The organism is Methylocystis iwaonis (assembly GCF_027925385.1).
Lineage (GTDB): Bacteria > Pseudomonadota > Alphaproteobacteria > Rhizobiales > Beijerinckiaceae > Methylocystis > Methylocystis iwaonis.
In genome coordinates, this window is record NZ_AP027142.1 from 2,722,815 (window position 1) to 2,738,687 (window position 15,873).

13 protein-coding genes are annotated in these 15,873 nt (G+C 64.8%); 5 read left to right on the plus strand and 8 right to left on the minus strand.

Annotated elements, in window-relative coordinates:
* Positions 1 to 70: 70 nt before the first annotated feature.
* The 7 genes from QMG84_RS13155 to QMG84_RS13185 all read right to left on the minus strand — a co-directional run bounded on the left by QMG84_RS13155 (position 71) and on the right by QMG84_RS13185 (position 8,681).
* Positions 71 to 586, minus strand: coding sequence for an Hsp20/alpha crystallin family protein (locus QMG84_RS13155; RefSeq protein WP_281928423.1), 516 nt, complete (start codon positions 584 to 586; stop codon positions 71 to 73).
* Positions 587 to 766: 180 nt separating this feature from the next.
* Positions 767 to 3,844: a bifunctional proline dehydrogenase/L-glutamate gamma-semialdehyde dehydrogenase PutA gene (gene putA, locus QMG84_RS13160; protein ID WP_281928424.1), complete on the minus strand. Its 3,078-nt coding sequence runs from the start codon at positions 3,842 to 3,844 to the stop codon at positions 767 to 769.
* Positions 3,845 to 3,954: 110 nt separating this feature from the next.
* The gene (locus tag QMG84_RS13165; RefSeq protein ID WP_281928426.1) at positions 3,955 to 4,170 is read right to left on the minus strand and encodes a hypothetical protein; all 216 of its coding nucleotides are present in this window, start codon (positions 4,168 to 4,170) and stop codon (positions 3,955 to 3,957) included.
* 68 nt (positions 4,171 to 4,238) lie between these two features.
* Positions 4,239 to 5,048, minus strand: coding sequence for a formylmethanofuran dehydrogenase subunit C (locus QMG84_RS13170; RefSeq protein WP_281928427.1), 810 nt, complete (start codon positions 5,046 to 5,048; stop codon positions 4,239 to 4,241).
* Entirely contained in the window at positions 5,045 to 5,953 is a 909-nt protein-coding gene (gene fhcD / locus QMG84_RS13175) for a formylmethanofuran--tetrahydromethanopterin N-formyltransferase (protein ID WP_281928429.1), read from the minus strand. Before fhcD ends, QMG84_RS13170 begins: the two co-directional genes overlap by 4 nt.
* Positions 5,941 to 7,575, minus strand: a complete 1,635-nt coding sequence (locus tag QMG84_RS13180; protein WP_281928431.1) for a formylmethanofuran dehydrogenase subunit A — start codon at positions 7,573 to 7,575, stop codon at positions 5,941 to 5,943. The genes fhcD and QMG84_RS13180 overlap by 13 nt, the downstream gene beginning before the upstream one ends.
* Positions 7,569 to 8,681 (minus strand): molybdopterin-binding domain-containing protein, encoded by a 1,113-nt coding sequence (locus QMG84_RS13185; RefSeq protein ID WP_281928432.1) that lies wholly within the window; start codon positions 8,679 to 8,681, stop codon positions 7,569 to 7,571. Before QMG84_RS13185 ends, QMG84_RS13180 begins: the two co-directional genes overlap by 7 nt.
* 404 nt (positions 8,682 to 9,085) lie before the next feature.
* On the opposite strand from QMG84_RS13185, the gene pqqA reads away from it, so the two are divergent.
* Together pqqA and QMG84_RS13190 are read left to right on the plus strand one after the other, a co-directional pair.
* On the plus strand, positions 9,086 to 9,163 hold the full coding sequence (pqqA, locus tag QMG84_RS21430) for a pyrroloquinoline quinone precursor peptide PqqA (RefSeq protein WP_165052019.1): 78 nt from the start codon (positions 9,086 to 9,088) through the stop codon (positions 9,161 to 9,163).
* A 145-nt stretch (positions 9,164 to 9,308) separates the two neighbouring features.
* A complete protein-coding gene (locus QMG84_RS13190) occupies positions 9,309 to 10,337 on the plus strand; it encodes a cytochrome-c peroxidase (RefSeq protein WP_281928434.1) in 1,029 nt (342 codons plus the stop codon).
* Between the two features lie 235 nt (positions 10,338 to 10,572).
* Here QMG84_RS13190 and QMG84_RS13195 read toward each other — a convergent pair whose 3' ends face one another.
* Positions 10,573 to 11,193: a response regulator gene (locus QMG84_RS13195; protein ID WP_202073641.1), complete on the minus strand. Its 621-nt coding sequence runs from the start codon at positions 11,191 to 11,193 to the stop codon at positions 10,573 to 10,575.
* Positions 11,194 to 11,302: 109 nt separating this feature from the next.
* Between QMG84_RS13195 and QMG84_RS13200 the strand changes: the two genes are divergently transcribed.
* The 3 genes from QMG84_RS13200 (at position 11,303) to lanM (ending at position 15,711) form a co-directional block, all read left to right on the plus strand.
* The gene (locus QMG84_RS13200; RefSeq protein ID WP_281928436.1) at positions 11,303 to 12,631 is read left to right on the plus strand and encodes an ATP-binding protein; all 1,329 of its coding nucleotides are present in this window, start codon (positions 11,303 to 11,305) and stop codon (positions 12,629 to 12,631) included.
* Positions 12,632 to 12,834: 203 nt separating this feature from the next.
* The gene (locus QMG84_RS13205; protein ID WP_281928437.1) at positions 12,835 to 15,237 is read left to right on the plus strand and encodes a TonB-dependent receptor; all 2,403 of its coding nucleotides are present in this window, start codon (positions 12,835 to 12,837) and stop codon (positions 15,235 to 15,237) included.
* Between the two features lie 72 nt (positions 15,238 to 15,309).
* Positions 15,310 to 15,711: a lanmodulin LanM gene (lanM, locus tag QMG84_RS13210; protein ID WP_281928438.1), complete on the plus strand. Its 402-nt coding sequence runs from the start codon at positions 15,310 to 15,312 to the stop codon at positions 15,709 to 15,711.
* Positions 15,712 to 15,873: the final 162 nt, after the last annotated feature.

Sequence of the window (15,873 nt, forward strand, 5' to 3'; positions counted from 1 at the left end):
CAAGATCACCGGGGCCTGGCGCAAGAACCAGAGCCCCCCGTGTCGCGATCGGGTTAGTTGCGCCTACCGCCTATTTCTGCGCGGAGATGTCGATCTTCTTCTCTTCGGCCTTCGGCTGCGCGCTTTTCGGCAGCGTGACCTTCAGCACGCCCCTCTCGAAGTTGGCGGAGATCTTATCGGGATCGACATTGTCCGGCAGGCGGAAGCTGCGCTTGAAGGCGCCGTAACGGCGTTCCGAGAAGAACCGGCCCTCGCCTTTCTCCTCGCGCTCCACCTTCTTTTCGCCGCTCATGACGAGGGCGCCGTTGACGAGCTTCACTTCGACGTCCTTCTCGTCGAGGCCGGGGAGTTCGGCTGTCATTTCATATTCATTGTCGTGCTCGACGAAGTCGACGGGGGGCGAGCCCCAGCCCATGAAGCGGTCGAAAGGCTCAACCTCGCCTGTCCGCCGCGCCACGGGCGCCTCGTCGAAAAAACGGTCGAGTTGGCGACGAAGCGCCTCGAAGGGGCGCCAATCCCAAAGATCGGGCGTAACGAGAGAAGATCCGACATCTTTTTTCACGGGCGCATTCTGCTCTTGAGCCATCACTGCCTCCGTAAGGTAAATGACCAATACCAACCTTTTTGAGCGACGTTCGCACGTCTCGACGACAAAAAAATCGTCCGGGCCAGCGTCATCTTCAAGCGAAGCCGTGAGAACAAATTGTCGCGGAGGATGCGGGCCCTGAAGGCCCGCGCCCCGGACCGCGAGCCTTCAGGCTCGCATTCACTCTTCGAGTGACAGCAGACCCGCATCGCCGCCGAAGGACGCCGTATTGATCGTCACCGTCGTCTCCCGCAGGAAGCGGCGCAGATATTCCGGCCCGCCAGCCTTCGGCCCCGTGCCAGAAAGACCAAAACCGCCAAAAGGCTGACTGCCGACGACGGCGCCGATCATATTGCGGTTCACATAGACGTTTCCTGCCGGCGCCCGCGTGGCCACATCGCGAATGCGCTCCTCGATGCGCGTCTCCAATCCGAAGGTCAGCCCATAGCCGCTCGCCTCGATCTCGCGCAGCAGCGCATCGAAATCGCGCGCGCGCCAAGTGGCGACATGCAGAACCGGACCGAAGACCTCCTCGCGCAAATCCGCTACTCGATCGAGCCGCACAATATACGGCGCCACATAGTATCCGGGCGTCGGCGCCTCGCCCGCGTAAAGCAGGCGCCCGGCCTCCCTTTGAAGCGCGAGATAGCGATCGAGCTTTGCCTTCGCGTCGGCGTCGATCACCGGGCCGACATGCACGCCGAGCCGGCGCGGATCGCCAATGCGCAATTCCTTTGTCGCGCCAATGAGCGTCTCGATTGCCGAGGGCGCGATCTCCTCCTGAAGGCACAGCAATCTGAGCGCCGAGCAGCGCTGCCCCGCCGAACGAAACGCGGAAGCGAGAACATCGTCGACCACCTGCTCGATCAGCGCCGTCGAGTCGACGATCATCGCATTGACGCCGCCGGTCTCGGCGATCAGCGGCGCAATGGCGCCCGCGCGGGCGGCGAGCGATTGGTTGATATGGCGCGCGACCTCCACGGAGCCGGTGAAGACGACGCCTGCTGTGCGCGGGTCGGCGACAAGCGCCGCGCCGACGTCTCCGGCGCCTGGCGCTAATTGTAGGGCCGCGCGCGGAACGCCCGCCTCGTGAAGAAGCGAGACGGCCAAAGCTGCGATCAGCGGCGTTTGCTCGGCAGGCTTGGCGACTGCGGCGTTGCCCGTGACGAGCGCCGCCACAACCTGCCCCGTGAAGATCGCCAAAGGAAAGTTCCACGGCGAGATGCAGACGAAAACGCCGCGTCCTGAGTAGCGCAGGCGATTATCTTCCCCGGTCGGACCGGGAAGCCTGACCTCGTGGATGAGGCGCCGCGCCTCGGAAGCATAGTAGCGGCACATATCCGCCGCTTCGCGGACTTCGGCGAGCGCGTCGTCGAGCGTCTTCCCCGCTTCACTCTGCAAGAGCGCGATGAAGGCGCCGCGCCGCGCCTCGATCAAATCCGCCGCGCGCTCCAGTTTTTGCGCGCGCGTCTCCACGGGCGTCGCATTCCAGTGCGGAAATGCGCTCGCGGCATTGGCCATCATTGCGCGCGCGCCGTCGGGGTCCGTCTCGGTCACTTGCCCGACCACAGCGCCGTCGATGGGAGATAAGACATCCCGAGCCGCATTTTTCCCAACGGCGCTCGGCCGCGCTGGCGCCGGAGGTGGAGCGGCGTCGCGCTCCCCAAGCAAAGCAGCGAGCGCCGCTTTGTCGCCGAATTCAACGCCCTTCGAATTGGCGCGAAGCGGCTCATAAATTTGCGCTGGCAAGGGCAAGCGCGGATGGCGCGCCTGCGCGGCGTCGCCAATCCTTTCATGCGGATCTTCGACGAGCGCGGCTTCCGGCGTCTGCGGATCGGCCGCGCGCGCGACGAAAGACGAATTGGCGCCATTCTCGATCAATCGCCGCACAAGGTAGGCCAGCAGATCGCGATGCGGGCCGACAGGCGCGTAAATACGCACCGGCGCGTCGCTCATTTGCGCCAGCGCCGCATAAAGCGCGTCGCCCATGCCGTGCAGGCGTTGGAACTCGTAATCCTTGCGCGCGCCGGCGCGCGCGAGAATCGCCGCGACACTGCGAGCGTTATGAGTGGCGAATTGCGGATAGAGGCGCGGCTGGGAGAGCAGCGCCGCGGCGAGCGCGTCGTAGTTGAGATCGGTCATCGCCTTGCGGGTGAAGACCGGATAATCGGCGAGGCCCCGCTCCTGCGCGCGTTTGATCTCACTGTCCCAATAGGCGCCCTTCACCAGGCGCAGCATGAAGCGGCGGTCGTAGCTCTCCGCCAGCGCTGCAATGTAATCGATCACCGCGTCGGCGCGCTTTTGATAGGCCTGCACGGCAAGGCCGAAACCATTCCAGCCGGCGAGCGAGGGATCGGCGACGACGCGCGCAATCACATCCAGCGACAGTTCGAGGCGGTCCGCTTCTTCGGCGTCGATAGTGAAAGCAAGGTCGCGCGCTTTGGCGAGACGCGCGAGGGAGAGCACGCGTTGCGGCAATTCCTTTAGGACGCGATCGCGTGAGATGGCTTCGTAACGCGGATGCAGCGCTGAGAGCTTGACGGATATTCCAGGGCGGTCAGGCAAAATCCGATCGCCCGCGCGCGCGCCGATCGCCTCTATCGCGCTGGCATAAGCGTCGAAATAGCGCTCCGCGTCCTTGGCGCTGCGCGCGCCTTCGCCGAGCATGTCGAAGGAAAATCTCTCCCGCCGCCCCTTCGCGCGCGACAGCGCGTCGTCGATTGTCTCGCCGAAAACGAAATGCGCGCCCATGAGCCGCATCGCCTGCCGCGCGGCGATGCGCAAAGTGGGGAGACCAAGGCGGCGCGCGAGATCGGCGACGAGACCGCGCGGCTCGGCGCTCTCGTCTTTTCCTGGGCCCACGAGCCGCGCCGAAAAGCCTAGCGCAAAGGCGCAGGCCTGCACGAGCAGCGTATCGGAAGCGGATTCGTGATGCGAGAAATCGCCTGCGGCGAGCTTGTCGGCAAGGAGTTGGTCGGCGGTGGCGTCGTCGGGCACGCGCAGGAGCGACTCGGCAAGGGCCATGACGGCGAGGCCCTCGCGCGACGACAGTGAGAACTCATGGAGAAAGTCCTCGACGCCGCCGAGCGCGCTGTGCTCGGCGCGCATGCCGCGAACGAGCGCAAGCGCCTCCGAGTCGATTGCCGCGCCCAGCCCCACGTCCGGACGGTCTGCCAGAAAGGCGGCGGCGAAGGCTTCGTCCGGCGGCGCATAGGGCGCGGAGAAAGGCGGCGGCTCGACCATGGGCGACTCCCTCATGCCTCTATCAGGGCATATGGGAGTCTCCCGCCGTCATTGCGAGAAGCGGCCCCAGGATAGCGGGAGCGGCCCTGGATTGCTTCGCTTCGCTCGCAATGACGGTCTCTCTCCTAAATCTTGTTTCCCTCGGCGCCGGGCGTGACGCAGCGCCAGCGGGTGACCTGCACATTGGGATGATCGCCCGACCATTGAGCGATGTATGGCATAGCCTGCATCATGCAATTGCTCGTCGAGCCCGTGGCGGATTCGAGCATGAGCCGGCGCTCGTCGCAGGCGTTCGGCTGCGCGAGCGTGCAGACAGTGAGGATGAGTTCGACGAAATTCATCGGCAACACCCCTTGCGTGAGCGCCGCCGAATCCGGCGGCGCACAACTCTAAGCAAGGGTAATGCCGGTCAGGCGGGGGTCAAGATTTCGCCCTTGCCATAGACGGCCGTATCGCCGCCGTAGCGCTGCAGCTTGGCCGACAGAACCGCCGCCGCCGCCTCGCTGTCCGCCTTCAGCCCGCGGGCGAAAAGCCGCGCAAACGTAAGGACATGCGCGCCGCAGTCGATATAGGTCGGGCCAATCTCGGGGCGCTTGGCCAGAACCAGCGAGCCACGCTTGTTGAGATAGCCGACGCGGCCGGTGGTCTTGCCCAGCGCCACGATGGTGCCGGCGATGAGGCGCGAGCCCAAATCCTCGCCAGCGTCGCCTTCGATGATCAAAATGCCGCGGCGGAGGCGGTCGCCCGCCCGCGCGCCGGCCTTGCCGCGCACCACGACGCGGCCGCCGGACATGCCGGCGAGTTCGCCCGCCAGCGGCGCAGCAAGCAGTTCGCCCGCATCGCCCTTGATCTCGATATGGGCGCCCTCATTGCCCGAGGCCGCATAGGCCCCGGCGCTGCCCGAAACCGTGATCGTGCCGCCCTTGGCCAGTCGGCCGAGCTGCAGGCCGACGTCGCCCTCGACGTGAATGGCGAAGTCCGGCAGGAGCTTCGCGCCGATCAGATCGAACCGCGCCGAGCCGCCCTCGTAGCGGACATTCTTGAGATCGCCCTCGGCGAGCTTGAACACGTCGCCGACCTTGGTCGAGGCGCGGGTCGTGCCGATCTCGATCTTCTCGATGTCGGCGAGCGACTTGCCGGCGAGGCGGTCGGGCGTGAGCGCCGAAAGGTCGACGCGCTGCGGCGGCTCCTGGCGGAGCGTGAAGGTGAAGGGCTTCACGGCAGCAAATCCTTCAAATGATAGTGGAACGGGCCGAGCTTGCCGCCATAGTTGCCGGCGCCGACGCGCTTGGCGCCCTTCTCCGGGCCCATCTCGATGATCGCTTTCAACCCGGCGCGCATGGCGGCGGAAACCGCCGCGTCGGTCAGGCCGTCGATGACGATCTCGAGCACGCAGCCGACGTCGGGATCGAGCGCGCTCTTGGTTACGCCGCGCAGGGTCGGGCAATAGGCGTCATTGGTGGAGGCGCCCATGCCCTTATATTGCGAACCGACCTTGGAGCCCGAACGAACGATGCCGCCCGGAAAGGGCTGGATCACATCCGGCACGGCGTCGATCGCGGCCACGGCGGCTTCCGTCGCGCGCATGGTCGATTCCCAATCCGCTCCCATGACGAGCAGATTGCCGCCGCCGACGGATTTCTTCGTCAGCCCGACCTTCGACTCGCAGAAGAACTCGCCGTCCATCACCGGGATGCGCCAGAAGCGGCGCCCGTCAATGGCCTTGGACATCTGCCATTTGTCGCCGAACTGGCGCACGGCGTCGCCGACCTTGATCTCGAACTCGCCCTTGACGGTCGAATAGACCGCCGAGCCGGGGCAGGTCAGCACGCATTGGCCGAGGCGGTTGACGAGCTGCTTTTCGGCGTCCTTCGAGGACATGGCGAACAGCAGCGCGCGCACGCCGGGGCGCCCGTCCGGCGTCTCGTCGGGCGAAACCTCGCAGTCGACGCCCGCCTCGCAGCCGCAGCCGATGACCGAGGTCGCAAAGCCCGTCATGGTCTTGGCGGCGATCATGGCCCATTTGGCGTTGGGGCCGGTGATGAGAATGCCCGTCCCGCTCATCGGGAAGGCTTCGGCGAAACTCTCGTCGATGCGAACGCCGTTGCGAATTATTCCTTGCATGCGACCTCCGCAAAGGCGTCCTTGTGCGGCAGAGCGGCGTCCGGCACGTCGAAAATGCCGCGCGGCAGGCCGTAAAGCTCCTCGTAGTAGCTATCGAGCCGCTTGTTGATGTTGTTGTCGAAGCGCGGGCTGATGTGCAGCGTCTTGCCGCGCTTGTAATGCGACACCTCGCCGTCCTTCACCACGAGGTCGCCGTCCTTGAAGACGTAAGCCGCGCGGCGGAACATGCCGGCCTTGTCGCGGCTCTCCTTATAGACCGCGACGTCGGCGACGGCGCCGGCCGCGAGCGTGCCGCGATCGGTGAAGCCGAACAGCTTCGCGGCGCCCGAGCGGCTCATCTGCGCGAGCTCATAATAAGTGTATTCGCGCTTGAGCGAGGGCAGCGTCGTGAATTGCAGCGCCTCGGCGGGCAGGCGCGCCATCACCTGCTCGCGCAGCTCCGCGCTCATCAACAGCGCGAACAGCTCCGGATAAGCGGTGAACGGGCCGCCGTTCGGATGGTCGGTAGTGAAGAAGACCTGCTCGGGGTTCTTGATGAGCAGGAACAGCTCCAGACCCGCCGCCCATTGGATGGCGTTGTAATAGTTCGAGATCTTGTAGTTGTAGGGCACGATGCCGCCGCCATTGGCGTCGCCGTCGAAGATCGCGCCCTTCTTCGGGATCGCGCCCGGCATGCTGTTGAACTGTTTCAGCACGTCGGAGGAGATCGTCACCGTCTGCGAGAACATCACCTGGCCGACGTCGACCGTGACGTTCGGATTGGCGTTGATCTTGTCGGCGAAAGTCGCGGCGGCGGAGGAGAAGGCATTATTGCCCTCCTTGCCATAGGCGTAGAACTGAATATGGGCGAGATGCAGCGGCAGGCCCTGCGCCGCGTCGATCGTGTCGAGCGCGGTCTGGATATTGCCGGCGATGCCCAGATTGTTCATGTGCAGATGCAGCGGATGGTGGATGCCCACCGCCTGCGTCGCCTTCTGCAACGACTGGAAAATCTTGCGCGAGGTGAGGCCGTAGAAGGGCACCTCATCGTCCAGCCCATAGGCCCGCATATTTTCCTTGAAGGCCTCGCAGCCGCCCGGATTGATGCATTTGAGGCCGAGCGATTTCGTGCCGGCGACCGTCGTCGCGACATAGTCGTTGATCGCGCTCTCGGGCTCGCCCGCGCGGATCTGACGCAGCAGGAAGTCGTCATTGCCGAGAACCGTCAGCGCGCCCTTGTCGAGGATCGGCACGTCGTTGAGCTCGAAATGCGTCTGCAGCGAGTGATGCGGCGCCATCGCCGGCTCGACGACGGTTGTGAAGCCCATCTGCGCATAGAGCCGGCCGGTCTCATAGGTCGACCATTTGGCGGTCGAGAGCGGCGTATTGGCGAGACGCGCGCGAATGCCGCGATGCAGCTCGGGCAGCAGCAGGCGCGCTGTGTTCACATTGCCGCCGGCAATGTGCGAGTGAATGTCGATCGCGCCGGCCATGACGATATGGCCCGTGCAATCGATCTCCTGATCGGCCTTGCCGCCGGCCGGGGGCGCGACGATGCGGCCGTCTTCGAACCAGACGTCGCCGACGCCGTCCTTGCCCGTTGCCGGGTCGACGACATGGCCGCCACGCAAAACTGTCAGCAAGGCGCGACCTCCGAAACATTCGCCATGATGGCGTCGATGACGTGAGCAACCGTCGGCGCGTCGGACGGCGCCGTGGCCGTGCGCAGCGTCAGGCCGCCGGTCTCCTGGGCCATGAGCACGGCGTCATGGGTGACGCCGGGCTGGCCGACTTCGATGTAAAGCCCGCGCGCCGGCGCAGCGCCGGCGGGGGCCAGGGTGACGAGCGGAACATCGCCCCGCGACCAGGACGGCGCCTCGCCGTCGAAAGCTGAAATCCACAGCGCCGCGTCGGCCTCGCCGCTATCGACGAGACGGGACGCCTCGAAGCGCCAGGGATCGTGCTCGGGATAGCCGCGGCCGAAGCCCGTGCGCGGCGGGAAGCCCGTCATCCAGCCCGCCGCTTGCGTCACGCCGGACGCGCCGGCGCGGGCGCCGATATGCACGCCGGTGAAGCGCGTCGTGACGTTGAGGTCGGTGACGAGCGCCTGCATCATCTCGATCGTCAGGGCGTCGAGGCCGGCGGAGGCGGCCCAGACGAAGCAGCCGAACTTGGCGTTCTTCATGGTCTGCGCAAGGGCGTCGATCCGCTCGAGCTTGGCGGCGTCGATCCGATCGGCATTGACCGGGCGGCCGCCGACGCGGGCGCGCCAGACGCCGAGGGCGCCGGAGATTTCCTGCAAATTAGCCGGAATGACCGTCGCGCCGCCGATTGCGTTAACCTCGCTCGCGTCCGGCCCGAGCCAGATGACCTTGCGCGGCGTCCCGGCGTGCGAGCCGTGGCGCGGCGCCTGATCGAGCGCGAGACGCTCCAGCATGCCGGGCCATTGTTTCGTGAGGCCGGGTCCGACGAGCACGACGACATCGGCGCGCACCCGCGCCTCATTGGCCGTGGTGGTGAACATGCCAAAAGACCGCTTCACATCGAGATCGGCCAGCAGATCGCCTGAGGCCAGATGATCGAAGGCGCCGCGCAGCCGCTCGGCGAGAAGGATTGCCGCGCGGGCGCCGGGCACGTCCGCCCCGAGGCCTGCGACGAGGGGAAAATTCGCGCGGCTCAATATGCGCGCCGCCTCTTTATAGGCGTCTTCGAGCGCAATCGCTTTGCCGTCGAGCGTCGCCTTGCTCATCCGATTCCCTGCCCCGTTCCGCTGGTCGCGGTTGTTGTCCTTAGCCGCGCGGCCGGCGCCGCGCGGGCCCGAGCGATTCTCTCGCCGCCAGTAGCGTGAGGAAGGCTCTGAGGCTTTTGAATGATGGCCTTCGGCCGGATTGCATGCGCCCGTTTCGAAAGCGCGCTGTACCTAGCAGCCGTCACGCGCCATGTCGAGACGCTTGGGCGTCACATCTCTGCAGAACACATAAGGAGCGAGGTCTGCCGCCGCGCCAGCCTTGCCGCAAGCGGGGCCATAAGGTCAATTGCACGGCCCCATCGATCATGATAATGCTCTCGCCGAGCTCGAACCTGCCCCAGCCGATCAAACGGCCAACAAGAGCGGGAAGCAGCCGTCAGAGTTCCAATTCGGAGGATATCGACATGGCCTGGACCACCCCTGTGATCGTCGAAGTTTGCGTCGGCATGGAAGTCACCAGCTACTCTTCGGCTGAAATCTAAGATTTCGCGAGAATCGTCGCTTCGGCGACGATGCGCTCGACAAAAAAGCGAGCCGGTAGGATATACGCCGCTGTTGACGGCGTTTCTTACTCGGCTCGATTTTTTTGCCCAATTCGTTGAAACTGCAAAGTCTCTGAGGGCCGTCATGCGCAAATCGGCGCTATTTATCGCTTCAACGGCAGCCATCCTGTCCACGGCGGCGATCGCCGAAACGCTCGACACGAAAAAGCTTCTCAACGACGCGCATGCGTCGTTCCAGCCGCTTCCTTCGGTCCCGGTCGCCAAGGATTCGCTGCAGGCTGTCCGCGCCGAGCTTGGTCGACGGCTGTTCTTCGAGAATCGCGTCTCGATGGACGGCAATGTGAGCTGCTCTCACTGCCATTTGCCGGATAAGCAGGCGACCGATGGCCTTCCGAAGGCAGTCGGCGTGTTCGGCAAGGAAAATCCCCGCAACGCGCCGTCTATCTTCAACGCCGCGATGAATTTCAAGCAGCATTGGCGCGGCGACCGCGAATCGCTCGAAGAGCAGGCGGAAAAATCGCTGCTCGGCCCGGCGAGCTTCGGCAATCCCGACCAAGCGACTGCAATGGGCAAGCTGAAGGCGATCCCCGCCTATTCGGACGCTTTCGCAAAAGCCTTTCCCGACGACAAGGACCCGATCAACTCCCGCAATTGGGGCATCGCCGTCGCCGCCTTCGAATGGACGTTGCTGACGCCGTCGAGATTCGACGCCTTCCTGTCAGGCGACGCCAAGGCGCTGTCGCCGCAGGAACAGGCGGGCCTGCGCAAATTCATCGATACCGGCTGCGCGACATGCCACAATGGCGTGGGTCTCGGCGGCAATTCCTTCCAGAAGTTCGGCGTGACCGAAGACTATTGGAAGGAAACGGGCGCGACGAACCCCGACAAGGGCCGCGCGGACGTCACCAAAAACGACGACGATCTCTACGTCTTCAAGGTCGCGAGCCTGCGCAATGTCGCGAAGACCGCGCCTTATTTCCACGACGGCTCGGTCGACGATCTGACCAAGGCCGTGAAGATCATGGGCAAGACGCAGCTCGACAAGACGCTTTCGGATAAGGACGCCGCCGACATCGTGGCCTTCCTGGGAAGCCTGACGGGGCCCGTCCCGGCGAATTATTCGGCGCCGGAGCCTTATCCGGACGCGAAGTAAGCACCTTTCAGAGCGCAGGGCGCGAGCCCATCCCTCCCCTTTACGGGGAGGTGGCCCCGCGTAAGCGGGGTCGGGTGGGGTAAAGCCCCAACGACGGTCCTAGCGGCGCGAGCCCCACCCGGCGGCCTTTGGCCGCCGACCTCCCCGTAAAGGGGAGGTAGGGGGATCGCTAAGCGAGATTGCTATTCGCCCGATTGCCCTGCCCCTCTCCCCCTTCCCGCCGGGGAAGCCCAACTCACGCCAGCTTCTGCTCCAGCGCGATTCGCATCAGCTCCATCGGCGTGCGGGCGCCGAGCTTGCGCTTCATGATCGAGCAGCTATTGGCGACGGTCTTGTAGGAAACCTGAGTCGCCTCGGCGATTTCGGCCATGCCGAGGCCCGAGCCCAGCATGCGCAATATCTCCAGCTCCCGCGCCGTGAGCGCCGACAGCGGGCTGACCGCGGCGGAGTTTTTCGCAAAGGCGAGCTGATTGGCGATTTTCGGCATGAGAAACACCCCGCCAGCAGCCACCTCGCGCACGGCCTTCAGCAGCAGAAAGGGATCGTCGTTCTTCGTGACATAGCCCTTCGCGCCGGCCTCGATCGCCCGCGCGGCGAAGATCGGGTCGTCATTCATGCTGAACACGACGATGCGCGCCTGCGCGTCGATCTCCAAAATTCGCCGCGTCAATTCGAGCCCCGAAACGCCGGGCATGGCGATGTCGACAACCGTCACATCGGGCTTGTTGGCGATAAAGGCCGCAAGGCCGCTCTCCGCATCACGGGCGTCGACGACCTCTATGTCGCCTTCCCCGGCGAGCATCGCTGAGCAGCCCGCGACAATGATCGGATGGTCGTCGACTATAAGAACGCGCATCTTTCCTCCCTTGAAACTGCGTCAAGATTGACCGTAAGCGGCGCCTTCGTAAAGTCGCCGCTCCCTGCGTTCGTCCCGACGCAGGCGAGAAAGCGGGAGGAAATCGGCCATGTTACGAAAAATGACGTTGCGCGCGCGGCTCTCGCTTCTGATCGGCGGCGTCATCATCGCGGGCCTCGGCTTTGGCGTAAGCCTTCTGATCCTCCATGCGGGAACGCGCGTCAGCGCCGAGGCCGAGGGCGCGACCAGACTCGCGCGCGAACTCGTCCAGGCCACCCTGCCCCGACTGTCGACGACGCAGAATCCACGCGCCGTCCTCGCGGAACTGATGGAAGACGCGGGCCGCCTTCGCCATGTGCGCGTGATACTGGAAGGCGACGCGCCATCGACCCCGGCGGCCGAAAAACGCGCGCCCGACTGGTTCAGCGCGCTGGTGTTTCGCGCGCCCGCGCCGACGCGCGTCGCAACGCCGCTTGGAACAATCGAAATTGCGGCAAGCTCGCAAGACGAAATCGCGGAGATCTGGGAGGAAATTGTCTGGCTCGCGATCGGCGCGGCCGGCGTCGCCGCGATCGCCTTCGCACTCGTCTCCTATGCTGTTTCCCGCGCGCTCGCCCCGATCGGCGCACTTTCGGACGCGTTGCAACGGCTCGAACAGGGCGATCATGCGATACGCGTTCCCACCGACGGCTCCCGCGAATTCGTGATGATCGCCGAGCGCATCGACAGCCTCGCCGCCACTTTGCAGCGACTCGACTCGGAAAACCGGCAGCTTCTGCGCCGCATGATCCATGTGCAGGACGAGGAGCGGCGCGCCATCGCGCGCGACTTGCACGACGAGATCGGACCTTTCCTCTTCACCGTGCGCGCCGGCGTCGGCGCCCTGGCGCGCAAGGCGCAAAGCTCTGGCGCCGACCCGGCGCGACTGGCGGAAGACTGCGCCAAGATCGACGCCCAGATCGCCGCCTTGCAGCAGGTGAACCGGCGCATTTTAGGGAGATTGCGGCCAGCGGCCCTGGAAGAGATGGGCCTCGCCGACGCCATCGAGGCGCTGGCGCGCGGCTGGCGTGAGACGCGGGCGGAAATCGCCATCGATCTCTCGCTCGAAGGCGCGCGGGCCAAGCTCGACGAAACGACCGCGATCACAGCCTATCGCGTCGTCCAGGAAGGGCTCACCAACGCCTTCAGACATTCGGGCGCAAGCCGAATCGCCGTCGCGATCGCGCGCGCCGGCCAGCGGCTACGCGTCGAAGTCCGCGACGACGGGACGGGGCTTCCGGCCGCTTTCACGCCTGCCGGACTCGGGCTGCGCGGCATGAGCGAGCGGGTGACCGCGCTTGGCGGAACCCTCAGGCTCGACAACGGCTCGAACGGCGGCGCCCGGCTCGTCGCCGAATTGCCCCTCGACGCAGCGTCCGCCGACAAGACGCGGAGCTGAGCCGCTCGGCCCGAGAGGCCCGGGATTTTCTCCCGAAAAGAGCAGGACTGCATCCCTGTAAAACCGTTATTTTTCAAACCTGTAGCGAAGGCGCAACAGGTCGGGAATATTGTCGCTAAACTGTCTTGGCGACGGGACGGCGCGGCAGGCTGAGAGATATAAACCCGCCCAATAAAGATGCTCGCAAAAATCGGACTGGGGCCATGGTTTTGGATAGACGGATTTCCTTCATCGCTCTCTCGGTGGCGCTCGCGCCGGGCGGGGCCTTGGCGCAGACCTCCTTGCCGACGATCGAGGTCGGCGGCGCACCGCTGCGCTCGACCGCGCGTCCTGCGACCGCGCAAACCGCCCCGAGCCGCCCGGCCGCCGGCCAGTCCACACGCGTCTCTTCCGCCCCGATCTCGGCGACGCCCGCGGCTTCCCCGGTCGTTATCAAATACGCCGTTCCGGCGGCGACCTATACGCTTTCCTCCAAGGAACTGGCGCAGACCCGCCAGTTCGACGTCTCCGGCGCGCTTCAGCGCCAGGCGCCGGGCGTGATCATCAGCGACGTCGCCGGCAATCCCTTCCAGCCGCAGATCGACTTCCGCGGCTTTGTCGCCTCGCCCATCTCCGGCACGCCGCAGGGGCTCGCCGTCTATCAGAACGGCATTCGCGTCAACGAAGCCTGGGGTGACGCGGTCAACTGGGACCTGATCCCGAATATCGCCATCGACCGCCTAACGGTGGTCACCGGCAACCCGCTCTTCGGCCTCAACGCCATCGGCGGCGCGGTCACGGTCGATATGAAGAACGGCTTTACCTATCAGGGCTTCGAACTCGACGCCCGCACCGGTAGCTGGGCGCGCCGTCAGGCCTCGATGCAATATGGCGTCCAAAAAGGAGCCTTTGCGAGCTACCTCGCCATGGAGGCCGCGGGCGATAACGGCTATCGCCATTTCTCCGGCTCGCACGTCAAGCGGCTTTACGGCGACGTCGGCTATCGCGGCGAGAGCGGCGAAATCCACGCCAATGTCACGGTGGCGCAGAACCGCTTTGGCGCCAGCGGCCCGGCGCCCGTCGAGCTGACGAACATCGATCCGGGCGCAGCCTATACGACGCCGCAAACCTATAAGAACACGCTGGCGATGTACGACATCAACGGCAACATCGCGCCCAACGAGCATTGGAAGCTTTTCGGCGACGTTCACTTCCGCGCCTTCGATCAAGCGCGCGTCGACGGCAACACCACCGAGTTCAATTCCTGCGGCGAAGCAACGCTGTGCAACGGCGAGGGCGAGGACACGCGGCTTCCCGACTATTTCGGCGGCGCCGCATCGCTCGGCGTGATCGACAACACCTGGACTCGCTCACGCACCATCGGCGGCACCGTCCAGGCCACAAACGACGATATTTATTTCGGCTTCCACAATAAGATCACTTTCGGCGTCAGCTATGATCACGGCTGGACGGCCTTTTCGGCGAATGAGACGCTCGGCGTCATTCAACCGAACCTCGTCGTCGGGATCACCGGCCCGGTCGTGGAAGAACCCGGGAGCAGCATTTCGAGCGTTTCGGTGCGCGCCTCGAACGACTATCTCGGCGTCTATGCGCTCGACACGCTCGACATCACCGACAAGCTCTCGGCGACCGCGGGCGCGCGCTTCAATCGCGCCGGCATTTCGCTTTATGATATGCGCGGGACGCAGATCAACGGCTCGGGGGTCTATACGCGCATCAATCCTGTTGCCGGCCTCACCTATAAAATCCTGCCGAATGTCTCGGCCTACGCCAGCTATTCGGAGGCCAATCGCGCGCCGACGCCGCTCGAGCTCGCCTGCGCCGACCCGAACCGTCCCTGTCTCATCGACAATTTCCTTGTCGCCGATCCGCCGCTGAAACAAGTGGTGTCGCATACGATCGAGACGGGCCTGCGCGGCAATGTCGCGCTTCCTGCGATCATTCCGTGGGCGGCGGATTATCTCCCCGGCGAGCTCACCTGGAGCGCGGGGCTCTATCGCACCTATAATTTCAACGACATTCTGAGCGTCCCAACCCAGGTCGGCGGGCGCGGCTATTTCACCAACGCCGGGACGACCTTGCGCCAGGGCGTCGAAGCCTCGCTGCGCTACGCCGACGAAAGGCTCAGCGCCTGGCTCAGCTATACGTTGACCGACGCCACCTTCCAGTCGACGATCCTGCTCGGCGCGCCGAACAATCCGCTGGCGGCGGCCTTCGGCAATGGCAGCGTGATGATCACGCCCGGCGCAAACATGTCCTCGATCCCGCGCCACCGCCTGAAGGCGGGCGCGGATTACGCCGTGACGCCGCAATGGCGAATCGGGGGCGATGTCGTCTATTCGACGGGGGGCTGGCTGCGCGAGGACGAAATCAACGCCTTCGGCACGCTCTCGCCCTATGCGCTGATCAATTTACGCACGTCCTGGCAGGCGACGCCGAATCTGCAATTCTACGGGCTCATCGAAAACGTCGCCAATGTGCGGTCGCGCAGCTTCGGCGTTTTCTACGATACGGCGGCGATTTCCTTCCTGCCCTTGTCGAATCCGAAGATGGTTTCGCTCGGACCGCCGCTCGGCCTCTTTGGCGGCGTGAAGATCTCCTTTTAACCGGCGGCGCTGGCGCCCGGGCTCCCGGGCGCCTATTTTAGCGCTGCTTCGGCGCCAACTTTGGAGATCGATATGAAAAAGACGTTTGTGTTCTGTGCGCTGGCGCTTGCCGGGCTGCTCGTCGCCCCGGTCGCGCCCGCGCTGGCCAAAAAGGCCCCGCCGGTCGCCTCGCTCGATACGGACAACGACGGCACGGTCGACGTGAACGAGGCGAACAAATCCGCCGAGGCGCTTTTCACCAAGCTCGACAAGGACAATGACGGCACCATCGAGCCCAAGGAGCTTCAGGGCCGCCTCTCCAAAAAGGAATTCAAAGCGGCTGACCCCGACAATGACGGCACGCTGAGCAAGGACGAATATCTGGCCGTCGTCGGCAAGCTCTTCAAGGAAGCCGACGGCGACAATGAAGGGACGCTGGACGACAAGGAATTCGCATCCAAGCAAGGCAAGGCGCTGCTGCGCGTCGTCCGCTGATCCCGGCTTTCCGGCTGTCATTCCCGACGCTCGCTTAAGCGAGCGATCGGGAATCCAGAGCCGAACCAGCGCTTTTGTGGCTCTGGATTCCCGGTCGGGCTTTCAGCCCGCCGGGAATGACATTCCCCAATGCGAGCTGTTCAACCGGAAAAGGTGTCAGGC